This is a genomic window from Klebsiella sp. JN_Kp127 (genome assembly GCF_040062505.1).
In the GTDB taxonomy this organism is placed as follows: domain Bacteria; phylum Pseudomonadota; class Gammaproteobacteria; order Enterobacterales; family Enterobacteriaceae; genus Klebsiella; species Klebsiella quasipneumoniae.
The window spans coordinates 18678-41013 of sequence record NZ_JBEAHS010000012.1; the positions used below are offsets into that span (position 1 = coordinate 18678).

The window sequence follows — 22336 nt, forward strand, 5'->3', positions numbered from 1 at the left end:
CGCATTCAGAGAAAAACCATGTTCAGGAACTTATTAAATATCACCGCATCCTGTGCATTACTCCTCAGTAGTATTGCCCATGCTGGTATTGTGATTGAATCCACCCGTTACCTCTATAAAGAAGGTGCGCGTGAAATCACCGCGCAAATCGAAAATAAAGATGACATCCCTTATCTGATTAAATCCTGGGTTGAAGCGCCGGCAGGGAAAACGCCCTCTTTTATGGCTACACCTCCGTTATTCCGCCTTGAGGGTAAGCAGCAGAATACCGTGCGTCTATTTTCTACCGGAAACGTCAATGCCCCGAACGACCGGGAATCCATATACTATTTTAACGTGATGGCCATCCCGCCGGCGGACGATGAGAAAGCCAACGCCAATACTATTCAACTGGCGGTCCGCCACCGCATGCGTCTGGTCTATCGTCCAAAAGCACTTTTCGACCTTTCTCCAAACATTGAAGCCAAAAAACTCGAATGGCGGAAATCAGGCACAAAACTGACGATTAAAAATCCTACACCGTTTTTCTTCTATTTCCATAGTGTTCAGATTGGTAGCAAAGAAGTGAAGCCGGAAGTCAACTCGGTCGCTCCAATGACGACCAAAGAAGTGACATTAAAAGAAAATATCAATGCCTCCAGCGTCAACTGGAAAGTAGTTAATGATTATGGCGGAGCAGGATCGCTCTATTCCTCATCGCTGTAATAAGAATTTTATTTTATCATTATAGGGATGTGTCTATGCCAAATAAGAATAATGGATTATTCAAACTATCCGCGGTCTTCCTCGCAATGCTTCCGGCATTGCTTTCTGGTTTGAATAATAAAGCGCAAGCACGTGACTTTTTCGATCCCTCATTCATTAGCTCATTGAATGGTAGCGATCCATCAACCACTCCCGACTTATCTATTTTCCAGACGCAGAACGCACAGGCGCCAGGGGATTATCGGGTAGATATCATGTTTAATGGTCGCTATCTGGATACCAGGACAATGAAGTTTGTTGCGAATAGCCGTGCCACTGGGAATAATCGAGAGCCCGCCCTGGTGCCCTGTTTGAGCCTGAAAACATTGGCAGAGTATGGCGTACGGGTTAAAGCCTTTCCCGAACTGGTCGAGGATAAAAACGGCTGCGCCAATCTTTCAGTCATCCCGGATACCAAAGCGGATTTCGACTTTACCGTCCAGCGCTTGAATATATCCATTCCGCAGGCGGCACTATCTACCACCGCGCAGGGATATATTCCACCGGATCAGTTTGATGACGGCATCAACGCCCTGCTGGTGAACTATCAGTTCAGCGGCTCAAACGACATGCAGGCCAATGACGAATACTACAGCCTGAACCTGCAGTCTGGCCTCAACGTTGGCCCATGGCGTATCCGTAACCTCAGCACCTGGAATAAAAACAACGGCGATGCGGGTGATTGGGACTCAGCCTATCTCTACATGCAGCGCAGCATTCGTCCCATCAACAGTAACCTGGTGATGGGTGAGAGCTCGTCACTCTCAGGCATCTTTGACAGTGTACCGTTTACCGGTATTCAACTGGCCACCGATACATCAATGTTGCCGGAAAGTATGCGCGGCTATGCGCCGATTATCCGTGGTATCGCCAAAACCAACGCCCGTGTCTTCATTAAACAAAACGGCTACCAGGTATACCAGACCTACGTGGCGCCTGGCGCGTTTGAAATCACCGATATGTACCCGAGCGGCGGTAGCGGCGACCTTTACGTCACCGTGGAAGAGTCCGACGGTTCTAAGCAGGAGTTCGTCGTACCGTTCGCTACGCTGCCGGTGATGGTCCGTGAAGATCAGCTGGAATATGAAATTACGTCTGGTAAATATCGTCCTTACGACGGCGGAGTCGATGAAACGCCCTTTACGCAAGCTACCGCGACCTACGGTGTCTCCAGCAGCCTGACGCTTTATGGCGGGGTGCAGGCCGCATCGCGCTATCAGGCGCTGTCAACAGGCCTCGGCTATAACCTCGGCGAGCTTGGCGCCGCCTCGGCAGACGTCACTCAGGCCTGGTCAAAAATGAAAGACGACGAAAAGACCTCTGGGCAGTCATGGCGTGTCCGTTACGGGAAAAATATTATCGAAACCGGTACAAACGTGACTATCGCTGGCTACCGCTATTCCACCCGCGGATTTAATACCCTCTCTGAAGTGTTAGATAGCTATTCTAATGACGGCAAGTATACTCCTCGCTCGCTGCGCAACCGCACCAATCTGACGCTGAATCAAAGCCTGGGTAAAGGCCTCGGCAGTCTGTCTATCAGTGGATTGATTGAAGATTACTGGGACGATAAGCGCACCAACAAGTCGATCAGCGTGGGGTACAACGGTGGCTTCCGCAATGTAAACTATTACCTCGGGTACAGCTATAACCGCTATACCTGGAGCGGGAATAACTCCGGGAAAGACGCCCAGGACGATCAGCGTATCTCGCTGACCGTCACGCTGCCGCTGAGCAACTGGTTACCGGGCACCTATACCAGTTATCAGTTAACCAACAGTAATCCGGGGTCTACCGATCAGTCGGTCTCCATCGGTGGTAACGCGCTGGATAACGACAGCCTGGAGTGGAGCCTGCAGCAAGGATACAGCAACCGGGAATACTACAGCGGCGATATGCGCGCAACCTATAACGGTGCTCGCGGCAGCGTCAATGCCGGTTACAGCTACGATCGCGGTAGCGAGCGTATAGACTATGGCGCCAACGGCAGCATTCTCGCTCATGCCGATGGGGTCACGCTTGGTCAGGACATCACCGATGCCGCCGTACTGGTTAAGGCCCCAGGTTTGGATAACGTCAAGCTGGCCAACGATAACACCATCACCACCGACTATCGTGGTTACGCCATCGTACCTTATGTCACGCCTTATCGTCGCACCGATATCACCCTCGATAGTACTTCGCTTGGCGAAGATATGGAGCTTCCGGAAACCACGCAGAGCGTCGTTCCGACACGCGGCGCCATCGTACGGGCCAATTATGCCGGTAATATCGGCCAGCGCGCATTTGTCCATCTGAAAACGGCCAGCGGCCAGGACGTACCTTATGGTGCGATGGTGTTACTCGCCGGGAGCAGCCAGGCACAGCCAGGCATCGTCAGCGACGCCGGGATGGTCTATATGTCCGGCCTGCAGCAAACCGGAATACTTAACGTGCAATGGGGCAAAAGCGCGGCGCAGCAGTGCAATGCTTCCTTTACTTTACCGGCCAGGGAAGGCAAAGCGGCTGGCATCAGTCAAATCGAAACAATTTGTCGCTAATATTGACCAAGGACAATAAAGAATGAGAAAAACACTGATTTTTCTATCTATATTATTATGTTGTTGTGAAGCAGCTGCCAAATGCGATTATGATGGTTCCGCTGGGCAAGCAGTATTTAACTTAAGTCCTAAAATCGCAACGGATCCAACAATACCCGTAGGTACAGTTTTGTATACCAAAAAAGTTGGTACCGGACACTATAAAACCTTTGAATGCAGCAAGATAATGGGTGATCAGTATATCATTACCTCATCCGCACCCGAGGTCTCTGGTGTCACGGGTATAATGGGAAAACCGGTCTATGAAACGGGGATTGATGGTATTGGTTTTCAGTTTTCAGATATTCTGGACAGCAAGCATGGTTCAATTAAACCCGCAGTGGCACAATCTACGATTGTGCCAATTTTAGAGTCGAATGATGACTACAAATTTATGACAGTATGGTTAATAAAAACAAAACCTGTCATTGATACATCCGGCGTCAGTACCAATCCAGTATTTAAATTCTCAGCGGGTAACTTAAGCACCAACCCCAGGGCGGCAGATCGTCTGTTAATGACTGCGTCTCTGAAATTCAAGAGTATTTCTTATAAGGCGACCTCGTGTGATATTTCTGTGTCTGGACCGAGCCAAATCACCTTAAATACAATTGAAAAAAACACATTAATGTCAATCCCTCGGGGTGGCACAACCCCATCACAGAAAACTATCACAATGGACGTTTCATGCCCAGCGGGTTCAATTGGTAATAAACTTTACTATTGGTTTAACCCAGTTAGCGGCACCAGTCCTGCGGGGGATGGCATCATCGATAATCTGCTAACAGGAGGCGGAGCAGCAAGCAACGTTGGCATTATCTTCAAAAAAGACAATAGTCCCGTTATATTTTATGACGCAGAGACATACAGTTTTGCCAGCGCTCAAGCATCACAAAAAATTAACTTTACCGCCGATTATTACCGAATGAGCGACAACAGCGCTGAAGTCTCGGCCGGGCATGTAAAAGCGATACTAGAGGTAGTAGTTCAGGAGGAATAAAGAGAACCATAATCTCATAAAAGGTGGATAATGATATCCACCTTTTTTATTTGCCCATACATAATCAAAAGCATTATGATATGTACGTATGAAAGTAACGCACTACAATTTGAATCACATCCATAATAACAGCTTAATTTAACTTGCTAAAATTAATATTACTTTATGAATCTGTAAAATAATTAGATTAGATTAAGAATGAATCTGAAATTTCATCAACAATTCACATTAAGTTGAGTTGATTCATACTACAGCAACGACTATCTTCTCTGCGGACCAACTTCTGGTCTGGATTGAACATATAATTTTAATTTTAGTTAAAGGACTAATCATGCATCAATTAACTGTATTTGAAATGGAAGAGATTTCTGGCGGCGCGCTGACTGATACTCTTACCGATATTATGACCTGGGCTGCTAAAGAAGCAGGCGCCGTCGCTCTGGGCGCCTCTCTGGGGGCGATTTTTGGGACAGCTTTCGCTGGACGTTGGGGCGGGGCTGGTGGTGGTCTTCTCGGCTTTGGCGCAATCGGTCAGGGTGTAGGTATGTTGTTTGGCTTAGTAGCTGGTGGCGTCTGCTTTGGTATTGCTGCGGGTATCGTTGGCTGGGATATGACTCTGGATTATGCAACAGGTGTAATGGATGCCGTTTATGATGGCACATTAAACTTCTGGAGCAATTAATTTACGCCTCAGCTGGTTGCTCAACGTTTTGTTGACATTCTTTATTAAGTAAATAGGGCCTGAAATATCGGGCCTTTTCATTTCATTATGTAAGTGATAATTATGTTAAGAAAAATCTATCGCAAGGAAGCGATCGAATACAAAAAGCATCACTGGAAAGGAAAGGCTTTGCTGCTAGCAGGGCTTCCGGCATGGCTTATTGCATTACTTTCATTTGCCTTTCTAGCCATTCTAATAACCACCACAATATTTTGTACCTTTACCCAACGCATTGATGTTCGTGGGGAAGTTATTACATTACCTCATTCTGTCAATGTTTATGCGCCACAGCAAGGATTTGTTATTTCCCAATATGCCAAAGTCGGTGACCTTGTCGCTAAAGGACAGTCTTTATATGAAATTGACATTTCCCGTAATACAACAACAGGTAACGTCAGTACGGCGCAAATAGAAGTCATTAATGAAAAGATTGCAAACGCTGAAGATATCATCACCAAACTTTCTCATAATAAAGAAGAAACCCGCTTATCTTTAGAAAAACAGCTAAAAACCATCAATGATTCGTTAAAAGAAACTAACCGCATGCTGGTTAATGCGCAGACTGGTTTAAAGAAAATGCATGATAATCTTTCCAGTTACGATAAATATCTTCGTGATGGCCTTATCACCAAAGATCAGTATAACTATCAGCATTCATTATACTTTCAACAACAGAGCACCTATCAGTCTTTGGTCAGTCAGAAAATGCAACTGGAATCCCAGGTAACCCAGTTAAATAGCGATAAAATCACAAAAACGGCAGATTTTGACAACCAAATATCATCTCAGGAAAACCAGATTAATGATTACAAAAACCAGTTGGTTGAATCAAATGCCAATGGTAATGTCATTATTAAAGCAACCACAGAAGGACGCATTGAATCGCTGGCTGTAACAAAAGGACAAATGGTCGACAAAGGCAGCAGTTTAGCGCAAATCAAACCCACTGGTGATATAGAATATTATCTTATTTTATGGTTACCTAATAATAGCATACCTTATGTCAAACCGGGTGATGTCATTAACATACGCTATGATGCTTTCCCATCCGATAAATTTGGGCAATTCCCGGGGAAAATACTTTCAATATCTTCGGTCCCGACATCCCGACAGGAACTGTCTGAATACACTAATGTTAATAATGGAACGAACCAGCAGGAACTGGCACTCTATAAAACCATTGTCAAAATTGAAAACAAAACCTTTAATTACAATGGTAAAACGCTTTCGCTTTCGAATGGACTGAAGGCTCAAGCCGTTGTATTTCTCGAAGAGCGCCCACTTTATATGTGGATGTTTACCCCTGTGTATAAGATAACTCAAAGCATTACTGGGCCAATCCATGACTAACGAATTGTTCAAAACCATTGTTGCAAAACTAAATTTTTCTCTGGTTAACAAAACGCCTGTTATTCTACAGTCAGAATCATCGGAATGTGGAGTTGCCTGTCTGGCGATGGTCTGTGGTTATTATGGGTTAAATATCGATTTATTTAATTTTCGTCAACGATTCGGTAGCCCCTCACAGGGCTCCTCACTGCTGTCTCTAAGCAAAACAGCCGAGCAGGCTGGTTTAAAAAACCGTGCGCTAGCGCTCGACCTCGATGAAATAAAACAGCTTAAGCTTCCCTGCATCATCCACTGGGGAATGAACCACTATGTAGTCCTTACAAAAGTAAAGAAAAACGGATTTGTGATTCACGATCCCGCGCTGGGTAAACGAATCATTGGCATCAGTGAGATGTCAAATAATTTTACCGGCGTTGCGCTTGAACTCTGGCCTGACCATAACTTCCAACAAGAGGAGGCGAAATCCCGTTTACGACTCCTGGATTTAATGCATAAAATTGTTGGTTTAAAATCGGCGCTGATTAAGATCTTTGCTTTCTCTGTTGTGGTAGAAGCGATTGGCCTCCTGTTGCCTATTGGTACACAGTTAGTAACTGACCATGTCATTATGGCGCACGATGAAAGTTTACTCTCTGTTATTTGTATTGGTTTAATATTTTTTACGCTATTCCGCACGTTTATTAGCATGCTCCGAGCATGGACGTCGTTAACGTTGAATACATTGACAAACATTCAATGGAAAACAACGCTATTCGATCACTTGGCAAGTTTGCCATTATCTTTTTTCGAGAAAAGACACTTAGGTGATATCCAGTCTCGTTTCTCGTCTCTGGATACCATTCGTTCAATTTTTACCAACAGTATCGTCACTGGCATCATCGATTCGATAATGACGATCGGTTTGTTAGTCATGCTGACATTATATGGCGGCTGGTTAGTCTGGGTCGTCATTGGCTTTACCGTCTGCTATGCGATTATGCGTTTCGCTACCTATAGTTTTTATCGGCGCGTAACGGAAGAGCAGGTCGTTAAAGGGGCGCGTGCTAACTCTCACTTTATGGAGTCGCTTTATGGCATTTCCACGATCAAAGCATTAAATTTAAAAGAACGTCGCTCGCAGCATTGGCTGAATCTTAACATTGATGCCAGTAACGCAGGTATTAAGCAAACTCGCTTTGATATGATGTTTGGTGGGATTAATACCTTTATCACCTCTATCGATCAGGTGGTGGTACTGTGGTTGGGTGCCATTATGGTAATTGATAATGAGATGACGCTCGGTATGTTTATGGCATTTAATGCTTATCGAGGCCAGTTTTCTCAGCGAGCATCCAATCTCATTGATTTGGTGATGCAGCTTCGTATGCTCTCGCTTCATAATGAACGTCTATCTGAAATCGCCTTTAGCGAACCGGAAAAAGAACTGCCATCCCGACGTGTGTTTACAGAAAACACCGGCGTGATGCTTGAAGTCAGGAACCTGAGTTATCAATACGATCCTTTTTCACAACCCATTTTTACCAATCTGAATATAACGGTTGCCCCAGGAGAGTCTGTCGCGCTAATTGGCCCATCTGGCGTTGGCAAAACCACGCTGTTGAAAGTCATGTGCGGTTTGCTTTCACCTGACTCCGGCGAAATACTGGCGGATAATCTGGAGATTCAAAAAATTGGTTTAAATAACTATCGTCTCGGTATCGCCTGCGTACTTCAGGAGGATCGTCTCTTTTCAGGTTCACTTATCGATAATATCAGTGGTTTTGATGATAACCCCGATTTGGAATTCGTAATGGAATGTGCCAAACATTGCAACATCCATGATGAAATCATGAAGATGGCGATGGGATACGAAACCATTGTCGGCGAACTGGGGCTGGGCATTTCCGGCGGTCAAAAGCAACGTATCCTGATCGCTCGTGCTTTGTACCGTAAACCGAGTATCCTGTTTATGGACGAGGCCACCAGTCACCTCGACTTAAAAAATGAGTCGGTTATCAACCAATCCATCTCATCATTAAGTATCACCCGAATTATTGTCGCGCACCGGCCATCAACCATTGCATCTGCCGATCGCGTTATTGACCTCTCACAATCGAAGTCGATGGCTACCGCTTAATAAAGGAGAAGATTATGCAAGGAACGTTTATTGGTTTTAATACTGCAGGAATTACTTTTGAAGAGCGTTTCCTGGCGCTGTTACTTAAGGTCAAGAAAGCGAATGATACCTGTGAGATTTTCTATCTTCAGGCACCCGTACTGGCCGACCTGCTTCTGATACTGCAAAGTAGAATGGCCTTAATTTTTCAGCGACTTGAAAATAAAGGCGAGGCTTACAAAGATGAGATTATCGCTTATAACGAAACACTTGTTACCCATATCCCCACGGTAGAAATGGCTGAAATACAACAGCCTTCTCCTGAGCGGCGTATAATGTCTATTACGCTTAAACCTGGCGAAACGCAGTCAACGCTGATCCTGGTATTTCAGGATGAGCAAATTAAGACGTTAACTATTGATGACCGACAGGTTGAAGCCCTGATAATTGGTATTCAACAGGCATTAAAAACAGTCGGCGATCAGGAAATTATCCAGTATTTAAGTTCAAATATGGATTTTTTAATGTGCTACAGCGTCGACTTAACTACTCAGCCGAATATTGATTACCAGCAGTATCCCCAGGAAGAATGGAAGCTAAACCTGTTTTCCCATTATCTGGGCGTGCTCTATTGCTGCGAGACGGACGAAGGCAAGAAAATTGTCTCCGGAGCGGTGGTAAAAACCAGTGCGCCACATTTATCTGAAATGGAAAACAGCGTGGTAGTACGCCTTATTGAGAAAAGCCCCAAGCTTAAGGCGATGCACACGGCGCTGGCGCCATGCCAAATCTTCAGTACCATTATTCCTTCCCAGCCAGGAAGAATGCTCAGCCTGGAAGAGTGTCTGCGTCCCCTGCATGCCTTCTATCTGGAGAAGAAAGCGGAGCTTAACGCCTGACCCTCTTCTACCGGTCACGCCTCTCTCTACGCTCGCAGAGAGAGGCATCGCGCATCAGTTCGGGCACTTATAAACCTGGCCGTTCATCTCGCTGTCGGTGGGCACAAAGCTCGACAACAGATTTTGCGTCGGGCTGCTGACGCCATAAATCACGTTGCCGCCCATGGCTGCCGCCTGGTTACGCAGGGCGTTAGCCGCACCGCGCATGGAGCCACCCTCATCGCCATTCTGGCCGGAGAGCCAGTTACTCTGTTTACCCGTCGCGGTCCCTAACAGCTGACACTCTGCGCCAGGCTTCTCCTGCACGAAGCGCACATTCTGGCCGGCAGAGGTTAATTCATTGCTGGAACTGCAACCTGCCAACAGTAAGGCTGCGCCGACAATCCCTGCTAAATATTTTACCTGCATGTTAATCCCCATGATCGATGAGCTGGACGCACTGGCCCGGATGTAAACCTGTCATCCTTCAAACTGCGTCGGCATGAGCCGCTTTCATTCCTTAGCCGGTCGCGCTAGTTAGTCGCTTCCGATACGGAGGTGCTTGCCGCTCTGATGCAGCTTAAATGATTTTTATGTATAAGCCTTATACTAAAAAGCGCGCCAAAAGAAAAACCCCCAGCCATTACTGGCCAGGGGTTTCTGCTTTTTTATGCCGTAGAGCGCACGATTACATCATGCCGCCCATACCGCCCATGCCGCCCATACCGCCAGCAGCACCTAAATCAGGCGCGTCGCCTTTCGGCAGGTCGGTCACCATGCACTCGGTGGTTATCATCAGGCCAGCCACGGAAGCCGCGTACTGCAGTGCAGAACGGGTGACTTTGGTTGGGTCCAGGATACCGAAGTCGATCATGTTGCCGTATTCTTCAGTTGCCGCGTTGTAACCGTAGTTACCGTCGCCGGCTTTCACGTTGTTCGCCACAACAGACGGCTCTTCACCGGCGTTGGACACGATCTGACGCAGCGGCGCTTCCATTGCGCGCAGCGCAACTTTGATACCGACGTTCTGATCTTCGTTCTGACCGGTCAGGCCAGCGAGTTTAGCTGCAACGCGAACCAGCGCTACGCCGCCGCCAGCCACCACGCCTTCTTCAACCGCAGCACGAGTGGCGTGCAGGGCATCGTCGACGCGTGCTTTTTTCTCTTTCATTTCAACTTCAGTTGCCGCGCCGACTTTGATTACGGCAACGCCGCCAGCCAGTTTAGCGACACGTTCCTGCAGTTTTTCACGGTCGTAGTCGGAGGTTGCTTCTTCGATCTGCTTACGGATCTGAGCAACGCGGCCCTGGATTGCGGATTCTTCGCCAACGCCATCGATGATGGTGGTGGTGTCTTTGTTGATAACCACGCGTTTCGCCTGGCCCAGGTCTTCCAGAGTCGCTTTTTCCAGCTCCATACCGATCTCTTCAGAGATAACGGTACCGCCAGTCAGCGTCGCGATATCCTGCAGCATGGCTTTACGACGGTCGCCGAAGCCCGGCGCTTTCACCGCAGCCACTTTCACGATGCCGCGCATGGTGTTAACCACCAGGGTCGCCAGCGCTTCGCCTTCAACGTCTTCAGCGATGATAACCAGCGGTTTGCCAGCTTTCGCTACGGCTTCCAGAACCGGCAGCATTTCGCGGATGTTGGAGATTTTTTTGTCAGCCAGCAGGATGAACGGGCTTTCCAGCTCAACGGCGCCGGTGTCCGGCTTGTTGATGAAGTACGGAGACAGGTAGCCGCGGTCGAACTGCATACCTTCAACCACGTCCAGTTCGTCTTCCAGACCGGTACCGTCTTCAACGGTGATCACGCCTTCTTTGCCGACTTTATCCATCGCTTCCGCGATCAGTTTACCGACGGTTTCGTCGGAGTTAGCGGAGATGGTACCTACCTGAGCGATAGCTTTGGAGTCAGAGCACGGAACGGACAGCGCTTTCAGTTCTTCAACAGCGGCAACGACAGCTTTGTCGATACCACGTTTCAGATCCATCGGGTTCATGCCTGCAGCAACCGCTTTCAGGCCTTCGTTCACGATAGCCTGCGCCAGCACGGTTGCGGTGGTGGTACCGTCGCCTGCCGCGTCGTTCGCTTTAGAGGCAACTTCTTTCACCATCTGCGCGCCCATGTTTTCGAACTTGTCTTCCAGCTCGATTTCACGTGCAACGGAAACACCATCTTTGGTGATGGTCGGCGCGCCGAAGGATTTGTCCAGAACCACGTTACGGCCTTTCGGGCCCAGGGTCACTTTAACTGCATCTGCCAGTACGTTTACGCCGCGCAGCATTTTTACACGAGCGTCGTTACCGAATTTTACGTCTTTTGCTGCCATTTCTTATATTCCTCAAATTCGTTCAGGGTCGTGCGAATTAAGCTTCAACAATTGCCAGGATGTCGCTTTCGGACATGATCAGCACTTCTTCGTTGTCAATCTTCTCAGTCTTCACGCCGTAGCCATCGTTGAAAATCACGATGTCACCAACTTTAACGTCCAGCGGCTGCACGGTCCCGTTTTCCAGGATGCGGCCTTTACCGACAGCGATGATTTCGCCACGCGTTGACTTAGCTGCTGCAGAACCGGTCAGAACGATGCCGCCCGCAGATTTGGTTTCAACTTCTTTACGTTTGACGATCACACGATCATGTAACGGACGAATACTCATTGATAGCTCTCCTTCGAGAAAGTCATTATCAGTTATGGGTGACGCCGGGCCGAACGCGGTTTACCGGCTAGTGCAGAGAGAGATGGGGATGGCCATTTCCCGCTTCAAGGGCAAAATTAAAAAAAAATTTTTACCTTTGCGCTGGCGCGCAAAAAGCGGCGCCACCGGGCAACCGGTCATAAGGAAAAGCGATTGTGATACTCTCTTTCTTTTCACTGGCGCAGGATGGAATCATGAGTGGTTTAAAACAGGAGTTAGGGCTGGGACAGGGAGTCGGGTTGCTTTCCACCTCACTGCTGGGCACCGGCGTTTTCGCCGTTCCGGCGCTGGCGGCGCTGGTCGCTGGCGATAACAGCCTGTGGGCATGGCCGTTGCTTATCCTCCTTGTTTTTCCGATTGCCATCGTCTTCGCCCTGCTGGGCCGCCATTTCCCCAGCGCGGGCGGCGTGGCCCACTTTGTCGATATGGCCTTTGGCCCACGTCTGGCCAGCGTCACCGGCTGGCTGTTTTTATCGGTTATCCCGGTCGGACTCCCCGCAGCCCTGCACATCGCCACCGGCTTCGGCCAGGCGCTGTTCGGCTGGCATGATGCGCAGCTGCTGCTGGCGGAGCTGGGTACCCTGGCCATCGTCTGGTGGGTCGGTTCACGTGGCGCCAGCTCCAGCGCCAACCTGCAGACGCTGGTTGCCGTGCTGATCGTGGCGCTGATCGTCGCCGTCTGGTGGCGCGGCGGGATAAGTCCGGCGCAGATCCCCTTCCCCGCCCCGGCGGAGATCGACCGCGGCCAGCTCTTCTCCGCGCTGTCGGTGATGTTCTGGTGCTTTGTCGGCCTGGAAGCCTTTGCCCACCTCGCCTCGGAGTTTAAACACCCCGAGCGCGATTTTCCCCGCGCGCTGATGATAGGCCTGCTGCTTGCCGGTTCGGTCTACTGGGCCTGCACCGTGCTGGTGTTGCACTTCCACGCCTTTGGCGAGGAGATGGCGGCGGCGGCGTCATTACCGAATATCGTGGTCCGCCTGTTCGGCGTCGAAGCGCTGTGGGTGGCCTGCGTTATCGGTTACCTCGCCTGTTTCGCCAGCCTCAACATCTATATTCAGAGCTTCGCCCGCCTGGTCTGGTCGCAGGCGCAGCATAAGCCACAGAGCTACCTCGCGAGGCTGTCGCCGCGGCAGATCCCGCGCAACGCCCTCAACGCCGTGCTGGGCTCCTGCGTGGTCAGCACCTTGTGTATTTATTTTCTCGATATCAATCTGGACGCGCTGATCGTCTATGCCAACGGCATTTTCATCATGATCTATCTGCTGTGCATGCTGGCGGGCTGTCGTTTGCTGCGCGGGCGCTATCGGCTGCTGGCGGCGGTGGGCAGCATTCTCTGTCTGCTGCTGCTGGCGATGGTCGGCTGGAAGAGTCTGTACGCGCTGGTGATGCTGGCGGTGCTGTGGTTGTTTTTACCGAGACGTAAGCTGGCGACAGGAAGCGTATAGGCGCAAAAAGAAAGCGGCCCGGTCGCGTCTGCAGACCGGGCCGATAAACGTTAATCGCGGCGATCGTCCTTGTGGTCCAGACGGTCGCGCTGTTCATCCTTGCGCTGGTATTCCCCTTCGAAGGTCTCTCCGCCGCCAGTCCCGGCGCTAAAGCCGCCGCCCGGCATCCGGCTGAAGCGCAAATGCGGCATCAGCTTCATCGTCAGGTGCTTCTGCACCGGGGGCAAAAGCAGCAGCAGGCCGAGGAAATCGGTAAAGAACCCCGGGATCAACAGCAGCAGGCCAGCGATAATCAGCGAGACGCTCTTGATCATCTCCGCCGCCGGGCTCTCGCCCGCGGCCATCTTCTGCTGCATCAGCAGGAAGTTTTTGAAGCCCTGGTTGCGCACCAGCGACATCCCCACCACCGAGCTAAAGATCACCAGGATCAGCGTCATAAAGACGCCCAGCACGTGCGCGACCTGGATAAAGATCGATATCTCAATGTAAACGTAAAGAAAAAAGGCAATAAACGGAATCCAACGCACCGGCGTCTCCTTCATCGACAGGCGCCGAATTCGGCCCCCGTAGTCATCAATTTGCTGATCGCATCCCACTAAGATGGGGATGCTGAGCGGCTTTTCAATCAGCGGAAATGCTTATTTTTTCCAAGAATAGGAAAGCGGTGACCCATTTCACAGATTAATAAATCTTCTCACACCCGCGATGTAATAAGTGATCAAGCTTACTGATATTCGCTATCATCAGCATATGATCTTGGGCACCGGGCCGGTTAAGGAAATAATCGTCGGCCAGAAAATATACTGAATCCTGGATATTCTGTGTATTTGGTGAATTCATTGGCAGCTTGAAAAGAAGGTTCACATGTTAAACAACATTCGTATCGAAGAAGATCTGTTGGGCACCAGGGAAGTTCCCGCGGACGCTTACTACGGCGTTCATACTCTGCGAGCGATTGAAAACTTCTACATTAGCAACAGCAAAATCAGCGACATACCAGAATTCGTGCGCGGCATGGTGATGGTGAAGAAAGCCGCCGCGCTGGCGAACAAGGAGCTGCAGACCATTCCCAAAAGCGCGGCAAATGCGATTATCGCCGCCTGTGACGAAGTCCTGAATAACGGCAAATGCATGGACCAGTTCCCGGTCGATGTCTTCCAGGGCGGGGCCGGCACCTCCGTAAACATGAACACCAACGAAGTCCTGGCAAACATCGGCCTCGAGCTGATGGGCCACCAGAAAGGCGAATACCAGTACCTGAACCCAAACGATCACGTCAACAAATGCCAGTCCACCAACGATGCCTACCCGACCGGGTTCCGCATTGCGGTGTATGCCTCTATCCTCAAGTTAATCGATGCGATTAAGCAGCTGGGCGAAGGTTTCCAGGCGAAAGCCGAGGAGTTCCAGGACATCCTCAAGATGGGCCGCACCCAGCTGCAGGACGCGGTGCCGATGACCCTCGGTCAGGAGTTCCATGCCTTCAATGTGCTGCTCAATGAAGAGACCAAAAGCATTCTGCGCACCGCGGAGCTGCTGCTGGAAGTGAACCTTGGCGCAACCGCCATCGGCACACGCCTCAACACCCCGGACGGTTATCAACAGCTGGCGGTGCAGAAGCTGGCGGAAGTGAGCAACTTACCGGTCGTTCCGGCGGAAGATCTGATTGAAGCCACCTCGGACTGCGGGGCGTACGTCATGGTTCACAGCTCGCTGAAACGCCTGGCGGTGAAACTGTCCAAGATCTGTAACGACCTGCGCCTGCTCTCTTCCGGACCGCGCGCGGGCCTCAACGAAATTAACCTGCCTGAGCTGCAGGCTGGCTCTTCTATTATGCCGGCGAAGGTTAACCCGGTGGTGCCGGAGGTGGTCAACCAGGTCTGCTTTAAAGTGATCGGCAACGACACCACAGTGACCATGGCCTCCGAAGCCGGGCAGCTGCAGCTGAACGTGATGGAGCCGGTGATCGGCCAGGCGATGTTCGAGTCTATCCACATTCTGACCAACGCCTGCTACAACCTGCTGGAGAAATGCGTCAACGGCATTACCGCCAACAAAGCGGTGTGCGAAGGTTACGTCTATAACTCCATCGGCATCGTCACCTACCTCAACCCGTTTATCGGCCACCACAATGGCGATATCGTCGGCAAGATCTGCGCCGAAACCGGGAAGAGCGTGCGGGAAGTGGTGCTGGAGCGTGGGCTGCTGACGGCGGCGGAGCTGGATGACATTTTCTCCGCGCAAAACCTGATGCATCCCGCTTATAAAGCGAAGCGTTATACCGATGAAAGCGAACAGTAATCTTTCCGGATAGTCATTCAAAGGCATGTCAGCGATGACATGCCTTTTTGCTTTTTAGTTTTACTAAAATACAACAATCCAATATCAACTTGTTAAAAAACAAGGAAGGCATATATGTTTGGTGCAGAACTGGTTATTGTCCTGCTGGCGATTTATCTCGGCGCCCGGCTCGGCGGCATCGGTATCGGCTTTGCCGGTGGCCTTGGCGTCCTTGTCCTGACGCTTATTTTTCAAATTAAACCGGGTGCGATCCCCTTCGACGTTATTGAAATCATTATGGCGGTGATTGCCGCTATCGCCGCCATGCAGGTCGCAGGCGGAATGGATTACCTGGTCAGCCTCGCCGAACGGATGCTGCGTCGCCATCCGAAATATATTACCTTCCTTGCCCCGCTGGTGACCTGGTTTATGACCGTGCTCGCCGGCACCGGCCATACCGCCTTCTCCACGCTGCCGGTGATCACCGAAGTGGCCAAAGAGCAAGGCATCCGTCCGTCCCGTCCGCTGTCGATTGCGGTGGTGGCCTCCCAGATAGCGATCACCGCTTCGCCCATCTCCGCCGCGGTGGTGTTCTTTGCCGGTATCCTGGAGCCGCTGGGCGTTAGCTACCTGACGCTGCTGGCCATCTGTATTCCGGTCACCCTGCTGGCGGTGATGCTCACCGCTATCGTCTGCAATTTCCTCGGCTGCGAACTGAAAGACGACCCGATTTACCAGGAGCGGCTGGCCAAGGGTGAGGTCAGACTGCGCGGCAGCCAGGTGTTTGAGCTGAAGCCGCACGCCAAACGTTCCGTTCTGCTGTTTCTGATCGGCATCGTGGCGGTGATGTTCTACGCCACGGCAATCAGCGATACCGTCGGTCTGATCAAAAACCCGGTACTACCGCGTAACGAGGCGATCGTGGTGTTTATGCTGACCATCGCCACGCTGATCAGCATCACCTGCAAAATCGACACCGGCGAAGTGCTCAACGCCAGCACCTTTAAGTCCGGCATGAGCGCCTGCGTCTGCGTGCTCGGCGTCGCCTGGCTGGGGGATACCTTCGTTAAAGCGCATATCAGCGATATCCAGGCCGTAGCCGGCGACCTGCTGCATAACTACCCGTGGCTGCTGGCGGTGGTGCTGTTCTTTGCCGCCACGCTGCTCTACTCGCAGGCGGCCACCACCAAAGCGCTGATGCCCGCCGCGCTGATGCTGGGCGTGAGCCCTCTCACTGCCATCGCCTCGTTTGCCGCCGTCTCCGCCCTTTTCGTTCTGCCGACCTACCCCACCCTGCTGGCGGCGGTCGAAATGGATGACACCGGCTCCACCCGCATCGGTAAATACGTCTTCAACCACGCCTTCCTGATCCCCGGCGTCATCGCCATTACGCTGTGCGTGATCCTCGGGTTTATTTTTGGCGGCATCATGCTGTAAATCTCTTCAAATTCGGGCCAGATCCTGGCCCGTTTCGTTAATCCTCCCCACCTTGCGTGCTATAGTGCCTCTTTTCGCTGATACGAGGTTCATGATGACTACGCCTGATGCTGTTGTTGTGCTCTGTACCGCGCCGGATGAAGCGACCGCCCAGGATCTGGCGGCAAAAGCGCTGGCCGAAAAGCTGGCCGCCTGCGCCACGCTCCTGCCGGGCGCCACCTCGCTCTATTACTGGGAAGGGAAGCTGGAGCAGGAGTATGAAGTTCAGATGCTGCTCAAAACCGATCTTGCCCATCAGCAGGCGCTGCTGGACTGCCTGAAGTCTCACCACCCGTATCAAACCCCTGAACTGCTGGTTCTGCCCGTCACGTATGGAGACAACGATTACCTCTCATGGCTTACCGCATCTTTACGCTGATCCTGCTGCTGTGCAGCGCGTCAGCCACCGCCGGGTTATTCGACGCGCCGGGGCGCTCGAACTTTGTGCCTGCTGACCAGGCCTTCGCCTTTGACTTTCAGCAGCAACAGCATGACCTCAACCTGAGCTGGCAAATCAAGGATGGTTACTATCTTTATCGTCAACAGTTTACCTTCCGCGCCGCCGGGGCGACGATCGCCGAACCGGCGCTGCCGGCGGGCGAGTGGCATGAGGATGAGTTTTACGGCAAAAGCGAGATCTTTCGTCAGCGCCTGACTGTCCCGGTCACGGTGAAGCAGGCGGACAAAGACGCCACCCTCACCGTCACCTGGCAGGGCTGCGCCGATGCCGGATTCTGTTATCCGCCGGAGACCAAAGTGATCCCGCTGAGCGCCGTGCTGGCGGCTTCGGCAGATGGCCGGGCGACCACCATTGCCCCTGCGCCGCCGGCGAGCAGCCGTCCGGCGTTCAACCCGCCGCTGCCGATTGAGCCGCGTCCGGCCCCGGAGATCGCCACTTCGCCTGCGCCTGCCTCAGCGCCGCCCGCTGACGCCCCCGCCCGCCTGCCTTTCACCGCCCTGTGGGCGCTGCTGATAGGCATTGGTATCGCCTTCACCCCCTGCGTGCTGCCGATGTACCCGCTGATTTCCGGCATCGTGCTGGGCGGCAAACAGCGGCTTTCCACCGCGCGCGCCCTGCTGCTGGCCTTTATTTATGTCCAGGGGATGGCCTTAACCTATACCGCGCTGGGGCTGGTGGTGGCCGCCGCCGGGCTGCAGTTCCAGGCGGCCCTGCAGCACCCGTATGTGCTGGTGGGTCTGTCGGCAGTGTTTATACTGCTGGCGCTCTCCATGTTCGGCCTGTTCACGCTACAGCTACCCTCCTCGCTGCAGACGCGGCTGGCGCTGCTCAGCAATAAGCGCCAGGGCGGCTCGCCCGGCGGAGTCTTTGCGATGGGCGCTATTGCCGGGCTGATCTGCTCCCCCTGCACCACTGCGCCGCTGAGCGCCATCCTGTTATATATCGCCCAGAGCGGTAATCTGTGGCTGGGCGGCGGCACGCTGTACCTCTACGCGCTGGGCATGGGCCTGCCGTTGATTCTCGTCACCGTGTTTGGCAACCGTCTGCTGCCGAAGAGCGGCCCGTGGATGAGCCATGTGAAGACCGCCTTCGGATTCGTGATCCTGGCTCTGCCCGTTTTCCTGCTGGAGCGCATCCTCGGCGACCAGTGGGGATTACGTCTGTGGTCAATGCTTGGCGTCGCCTTCTTCAGCTGGGCGTTCATCACCTCGCTGGGCGCGACCCGGCCGTGGATGCGGCTGGCGCAAATCATTCTTCTTGCCGCCGCGCTGGTTAGCGCCCGTCCGCTGCAGGACTGGGCGTTTGGCGCCCCGGCGCCCGAGCAGCAGGCGCATCTGGCCTTCACCCGCGTCAGCTCGGTGACCGAGCTTGATCGGGCGCTGGCGCAGGCAAAAGGCCAGCCGGTGATGCTCGATCTCTACGCCGACTGGTGTGTAGCCTGCAAAGAGTTTGAAAAATACACCTTTCGTTCACCTGACGTGCAGCAGGCGCTGAAAGGCGTCGTGTTATTACAGGTTGATGTGACAAAAAACAGTCCGCAAGACGCCGCGCTGCTGAAGCGCCTGCAGGTGCTCGGTCTGCCGACGATCCTGTTCTTCAACGCGCAGGGCCAGGAACAACCCGACCGGCGGGTCACCGGCTTTATGGATGCTGCGGCATTCAGCGCCCATTTGCGCGATTGGCAAGCGTGAGCGACACTTTAGGAGGAAAGATGGAGGAGAACACCGTGCTACGTGAAGACGTCCTGGCAGAAGCCATTAAAATTCTTGAAATTGAAGGTATCGCCAACACGTCGCTGGAGATGGTCGCTGAGCGCGTGTCCTGTCCGACGAGCGACCTGAAACGCTTCTGGCCCGATCGCGAAGCGCTGCTCTACGACGCGCTTCGCTATCTGAGCCACCAGGTGGATGCCTGGCGCCGTCAGCTGCTGCTGGACGACACCTTAAGCGCAGAGCAAAGGCTGCTGGCGCGCTATAGCGCGCTTACCACCTGCGTCAGCAACCAGCGCTACCCCGGCTGTTTATTTATCGCTGCCTGCACCTTCTATCCGGATGCCCAGCACCCGATCCACCAGCTGGCGGAACAGCAGAAGCAGGCTTCGCTGGCCTACACCCATGAGCTGCTGACCCAGCTGGAGGTGGATGATCCGGAAATGGTCGCCAAGCAGATGGAGCTGATTGTCGAGGGCTGTCTGAGCCGTCTGCTGATCAAGCGTAGCCAGACGGATGTCGATACGGCGCGGCGGCTGGCAGAAGATATTCTGCGCTTCGCCCAGTGCCGTATGGGCGGGGCCTTAACCTGATTCTGATATCCTAACCGCCACGTCGCGCCTATAATTTCCCCCTCACTGATTGCTGACAGGGATTGATATGCGCGCGTTCTTCTGGGCTGCCTGGCTGGGGCTGTGCTCCACACCTCTGCTGGCGGCGCCCCTGCAAGGTTTTTCCTTTGCGCAAAAAGACTGGGAGCTCGCCTGCGATAACACTGGCACCTGCCGGGCGGCAGGTTACGGCGTCCGCATGGGCGAGGTCAGCGTGCTGTTGACCCGCAACGCCGGCAGCGAACAGCACCTCACCGCTACGGCCACCTTCGCGCAGATCGAACACGATATCCCCGCCGACTCCACCGCCAGCCTGCTGATCGACGACCGGGACCTCGGCTCGCTGGATGCCGTGGATGACAGCCACTTCCGTCTGGACAGCGATCAGACCTCCGCCGTGCTGCAGGCCCTGGCGAACCAGCGCAAAATCGAATTCACGCTTAACGGCCAGCACCTGCCGCTTTCCAGCGCCGGCAGCCGCGAGGTGCTGAGTAAAATGGATGCGTTTCAGCGACGAACCGGCACCGCCGACGCGCTGCTGGATAAAGGCGACGCGGGCGACGATGCCATTTTGCCCGCTGCCCCCGCCCCGGAAATCATCGCCGCGCCGGTGATCCACAACGCGCAACCTGTACCGCTGAGCATGCTCCAGCGCCAGAAGCTGTTGCCCGCCCTGACGCCGCTGCTGAACCAGCGCTGTGAAGACTGGCAGAACCCGGCCATTCCGGCGGCAGAGCGCCAGATCACCCTCACCGCGCTGGATAAAACCCATTCGCTGGCGCAGGCGCTCTGCTGGCGAGCGCCCTATAACGATGGCTATGCCCTGTGGCTGGTCGATAACGCCCAGTTGAGCAAACCGCGGCTGCTCACTACCAAGGCCTCCAGCTACGCCAACGGCACGCTGGTCTTCCTGCACAAAGAGCGGGGCATGGCCGACTGCGTAACCGGCGAGACGCGCGTCTGGGAGGGTAAAACCTTCGTTCCCAGCCTGAAGTACAGCACCGGTATGTGCCGGGAAATCACCCCGGGCGGCACCTGGATGCTGCCGACCTTTGTCAGCCAGGTGATCCCGAAGCAGCAGAAAGAAGCGGATAACCTGGCCCTGCGAACGCTGTACAACGCGGTGCTGAAAGCGCAAAAAAGCGATCCGGAACTGGCGCTGAACCGGGTCGCCGAGCAGTTTCCGTTAACCGGCCATATTACCGACTTCACGCTCACTTACGCCGATGACAGCCTGGTGACGACCAGCAAACCGTCCCCGGATATCAGCGATGACGAGTGGCAGGCGTTTCTGCGCTCCGCAATTAGCGCAGATTCAGAAAACGGTAAAGTCAGCTTTACGCTTATCGACCTCGACGGCGACGGCAAACGCGATCTGATCATCGACAGCTACGTGGGCGGCACCGGGCTCTTCAGCTACACCGGGGTGCTCCGGCGCGGCGATGATGATTTTGCCGCCGTCAACGATAGCGACAGTGATAACGGCGATGATTTCGATGCCGGGGTGCCCGGCGCCCTCTTTTCGATCAATGGCCGCGGGGCCAACCAATGGAACCACTGGGTCAAAATCAACGGCCAGGTGTATGCCCTGTGGTACAACGGCCAGTTTGGCGAAGATAATCTCTATCTGCTGCGCCCGTTCAGCACCGCCAGCCAGACGCCCGCGGTGACGGTTCGCTATCGCTATACGCTGAACAGCATCCGCTCCCCGGAGAAAGACCAACCGCTGACCCCCAGCCTGAGCGACAGCGATAAAGCGGATCTGCTGCGCTCGCTGGAGGTGATGCAGGGCAACCTGCTGAAAGACAAACCCGCCAGCGACAACGATGCGCCGATCTGCCCCATTCCGCCCGGCGCCTCCGCCGACGAGGCGGACAACTATTACAGCGGCGTTGCCGTTAACTATATCTATGAGACGGTGGCCTATATTCCGGTCTGGCTGAACGGAAAATGTTATATCGGCACCATTTTCAGCCATCATGGCGCCTATCGTCACGGCGTGGATGCGGAAATTACGCTGAGCTCGCCGCGGGAAGATGAAGAGGTCATTGGTGATTACCTGATCTCCGGGTTGCGCCACGTTATCTCCGTCACCAGCGGCTGGAAAAGTCGTGAAGGCGATAACGGCATGCAGTGATATTGAGTCAAAATGCGCCTTTGAACGCGGAATTGCCGCAAAGATAAGCAATCGACAAGTAATTTAAGAAATTTGGTTGACGGGGTGGGCGGATTACGGTTTAATGCGCCCCGTTGCCCGGATAGCTCAGTCGGTAGAGCAGGGGA

18 protein-coding genes are annotated in these 22336 nt (G+C 53.0%); 14 read left to right on the forward strand and 4 right to left on the reverse strand.

What is annotated here, in order from left to right; genetic code table 11:
• Nucleotides 1-18 precede the first annotated feature (18 nt).
• The 7 genes from ABLV04_RS07085 to yjeJ all read left to right on the forward strand — a co-directional run bounded on the left by ABLV04_RS07085 (nucleotide 19) and on the right by yjeJ (nucleotide 9388).
• On the forward strand, nucleotides 19-705 hold the full coding sequence (locus ABLV04_RS07085) for a molecular chaperone (RefSeq protein ID WP_004206417.1): 687 nt from the start codon (nucleotides 19-21) through the stop codon (nucleotides 703-705).
• Nucleotides 706-740: 35 nt separating this feature from the next.
• Nucleotides 741-3284 (forward strand): fimbria/pilus outer membrane usher protein, encoded by a 2544-nt coding sequence (locus ABLV04_RS07090; RefSeq protein ID WP_180266226.1) that lies wholly within the window; start codon nucleotides 741-743, stop codon nucleotides 3282-3284.
• 22 nt (nucleotides 3285-3306) lie between these two features.
• Nucleotides 3307-4323, forward strand: coding sequence for a fimbrial protein (locus tag ABLV04_RS07095; protein ID WP_080901616.1), 1017 nt, complete (start codon nucleotides 3307-3309; stop codon nucleotides 4321-4323).
• A gap of 331 nt (nucleotides 4324-4654) precedes the next feature.
• Nucleotides 4655-5005, forward strand: a complete 351-nt coding sequence (locus tag ABLV04_RS07100; RefSeq protein WP_023291697.1) for a hypothetical protein — start codon at nucleotides 4655-4657, stop codon at nucleotides 5003-5005.
• A gap of 102 nt (nucleotides 5006-5107) precedes the next feature.
• Nucleotides 5108-6394, forward strand: a complete 1287-nt coding sequence (locus ABLV04_RS07105; RefSeq protein ID WP_180266227.1) for an HlyD family secretion protein — start codon at nucleotides 5108-5110, stop codon at nucleotides 6392-6394.
• The gene (locus ABLV04_RS07110) at nucleotides 6387-8510 is read left to right on the forward strand and encodes a peptidase domain-containing ABC transporter (protein ID WP_180266228.1); all 2124 of its coding nucleotides are present in this window, start codon (nucleotides 6387-6389) and stop codon (nucleotides 8508-8510) included. Before ABLV04_RS07105 ends, ABLV04_RS07110 begins: the two co-directional genes overlap by 8 nt.
• A gap of 14 nt (nucleotides 8511-8524) precedes the next feature.
• A complete protein-coding gene (gene yjeJ, locus ABLV04_RS07115) occupies nucleotides 8525-9388 on the forward strand; it encodes a YjeJ family protein (protein ID WP_023291694.1) in 864 nt (287 codons plus the stop codon).
• A gap of 54 nt (nucleotides 9389-9442) precedes the next feature.
• Here the strand turns inward: yjeJ and ABLV04_RS07120 are convergent, their stop codons facing one another.
• From ABLV04_RS07120 to ABLV04_RS07130, 3 genes are all read right to left on the reverse strand, one after another.
• Nucleotides 9443-9796 carry a DUF4156 domain-containing protein gene (locus ABLV04_RS07120; protein ID WP_004152419.1) on the reverse strand — a complete coding sequence of 118 codons (354 nt, stop codon included), beginning with the start codon at nucleotides 9794-9796 and terminating at the stop codon, nucleotides 9443-9445.
• Nucleotides 9797-10055: 259 nt separating this feature from the next.
• On the reverse strand, nucleotides 10056-11702 hold the full coding sequence (gene groL / locus ABLV04_RS07125) for a chaperonin GroEL (RefSeq protein WP_023291693.1): 1647 nt from the start codon (nucleotides 11700-11702) through the stop codon (nucleotides 10056-10058).
• A 37-nt stretch (nucleotides 11703-11739) separates the two neighbouring features.
• Complete coding sequence (locus tag ABLV04_RS07130) at nucleotides 11740-12033, reverse strand: co-chaperone GroES (protein ID WP_004152420.1); 294 nt, start codon at nucleotides 12031-12033, stop codon at nucleotides 11740-11742.
• A 233-nt stretch (nucleotides 12034-12266) separates the two neighbouring features.
• On the opposite strand from ABLV04_RS07130, the gene yjeH reads away from it, so the two are divergent.
• The gene (yjeH, locus tag ABLV04_RS07135; protein ID WP_086075967.1) at nucleotides 12267-13517 is read left to right on the forward strand and encodes an L-methionine/branched-chain amino acid transporter; all 1251 of its coding nucleotides are present in this window, start codon (nucleotides 12267-12269) and stop codon (nucleotides 13515-13517) included.
• Nucleotides 13518-13567: 50 nt separating this feature from the next.
• On the opposite strand, the gene ABLV04_RS07140 is transcribed toward yjeH, so the two are convergent.
• Nucleotides 13568-14044 carry an FxsA family protein gene (locus tag ABLV04_RS07140; RefSeq protein ID WP_023291691.1) on the reverse strand — a complete coding sequence of 159 codons (477 nt, stop codon included), beginning with the start codon at nucleotides 14042-14044 and terminating at the stop codon, nucleotides 13568-13570.
• Nucleotides 14045-14381: 337 nt separating this feature from the next.
• Between ABLV04_RS07140 and aspA the strand changes: the two genes are divergently transcribed.
• From aspA to ABLV04_RS07170, 6 genes are all read left to right on the forward strand, one after another.
• The gene (aspA, locus tag ABLV04_RS07145) at nucleotides 14382-15818 is read left to right on the forward strand and encodes an aspartate ammonia-lyase (protein ID WP_004177762.1); all 1437 of its coding nucleotides are present in this window, start codon (nucleotides 14382-14384) and stop codon (nucleotides 15816-15818) included.
• Between the two features lie 114 nt (nucleotides 15819-15932).
• A complete protein-coding gene (locus ABLV04_RS07150; protein WP_180266229.1) occupies nucleotides 15933-17234 on the forward strand; it encodes an anaerobic C4-dicarboxylate transporter in 1302 nt (433 codons plus the stop codon).
• Between the two features lie 94 nt (nucleotides 17235-17328).
• Entirely contained in the window at nucleotides 17329-17652 is a 324-nt protein-coding gene (gene cutA / locus ABLV04_RS07155; RefSeq protein ID WP_004206404.1) for a divalent cation tolerance protein CutA, read from the forward strand.
• A complete protein-coding gene (locus tag ABLV04_RS07160; protein WP_180266230.1) occupies nucleotides 17628-19424 on the forward strand; it encodes a protein-disulfide reductase DsbD in 1797 nt (598 codons plus the stop codon). The genes cutA and ABLV04_RS07160 overlap by 25 nt, the downstream gene beginning before the upstream one ends.
• A gap of 20 nt (nucleotides 19425-19444) precedes the next feature.
• The gene (locus tag ABLV04_RS07165; RefSeq protein ID WP_348815536.1) at nucleotides 19445-20035 is read left to right on the forward strand and encodes a transcriptional regulator; all 591 of its coding nucleotides are present in this window, start codon (nucleotides 19445-19447) and stop codon (nucleotides 20033-20035) included.
• A 67-nt stretch (nucleotides 20036-20102) separates the two neighbouring features.
• Nucleotides 20103-22190, forward strand: a complete 2088-nt coding sequence (locus tag ABLV04_RS07170) for a DUF1176 domain-containing protein (RefSeq protein WP_180266231.1) — start codon at nucleotides 20103-20105, stop codon at nucleotides 22188-22190.
• The last annotated feature ends 146 nt before the right edge of the window (nucleotides 22191-22336 follow it).

What these genes read in the sequence shown, in the direction of transcription:
- ABLV04_RS07085 (WP_004206417.1), top strand. Translation starts at nt 19, where the DNA reads ATGTTCAGGAACTTATTAAATATCACCGCATCCTGTGCATTACTCCTC.
- ABLV04_RS07090 (WP_180266226.1), top strand. Translation starts at nt 741, where the DNA reads ATGCCAAATAAGAATAATGGATTATTCAAACTATCCGCGGTCTTCCTC.
- ABLV04_RS07095 (WP_080901616.1), top strand. Translation starts at nt 3,307, where the DNA reads ATGAGAAAAACACTGATTTTTCTATCTATATTATTATGTTGTTGTGAA.
- ABLV04_RS07100 (WP_023291697.1), top strand. Translation starts at nt 4,655, where the DNA reads ATGCATCAATTAACTGTATTTGAAATGGAAGAGATTTCTGGCGGCGCG.
- ABLV04_RS07105 (WP_180266227.1), top strand. Translation starts at nt 5,108, where the DNA reads ATGTTAAGAAAAATCTATCGCAAGGAAGCGATCGAATACAAAAAGCAT.
- ABLV04_RS07110 (WP_180266228.1), top strand. Translation starts at nt 6,387, where the DNA reads ATGACTAACGAATTGTTCAAAACCATTGTTGCAAAACTAAATTTTTCT.
- yjeJ (WP_023291694.1), top strand. Translation starts at nt 8,525, where the DNA reads ATGCAAGGAACGTTTATTGGTTTTAATACTGCAGGAATTACTTTTGAA.
- ABLV04_RS07120 (WP_004152419.1), bottom strand. Translation starts at nt 9,796, where the DNA reads ATGCAGGTAAAATATTTAGCAGGGATTGTCGGCGCAGCCTTACTGTTG.
- groL (WP_023291693.1), bottom strand. Translation starts at nt 11,702, where the DNA reads ATGGCAGCAAAAGACGTAAAATTCGGTAACGACGCTCGTGTAAAAATG.
- ABLV04_RS07130 (WP_004152420.1), bottom strand. Translation starts at nt 12,033, where the DNA reads ATGAGTATTCGTCCGTTACATGATCGTGTGATCGTCAAACGTAAAGAA.
- yjeH (WP_086075967.1), top strand. Translation starts at nt 12,267, where the DNA reads ATGAGTGGTTTAAAACAGGAGTTAGGGCTGGGACAGGGAGTCGGGTTG.
- aspA (WP_004177762.1), top strand. Translation starts at nt 14,382, where the DNA reads ATGTTAAACAACATTCGTATCGAAGAAGATCTGTTGGGCACCAGGGAA.
- ABLV04_RS07150 (WP_180266229.1), top strand. Translation starts at nt 15,933, where the DNA reads ATGTTTGGTGCAGAACTGGTTATTGTCCTGCTGGCGATTTATCTCGGC.
- cutA (WP_004206404.1), top strand. Translation starts at nt 17,329, where the DNA reads ATGACTACGCCTGATGCTGTTGTTGTGCTCTGTACCGCGCCGGATGAA.
- ABLV04_RS07160 (WP_180266230.1), top strand. Translation starts at nt 17,628, where the DNA reads ATGGCTTACCGCATCTTTACGCTGATCCTGCTGCTGTGCAGCGCGTCA.
- ABLV04_RS07165 (WP_348815536.1), top strand. Translation starts at nt 19,445, where the DNA reads ATGGAGGAGAACACCGTGCTACGTGAAGACGTCCTGGCAGAAGCCATT.
- ABLV04_RS07170 (WP_180266231.1), top strand. Translation starts at nt 20,103, where the DNA reads ATGCGCGCGTTCTTCTGGGCTGCCTGGCTGGGGCTGTGCTCCACACCT.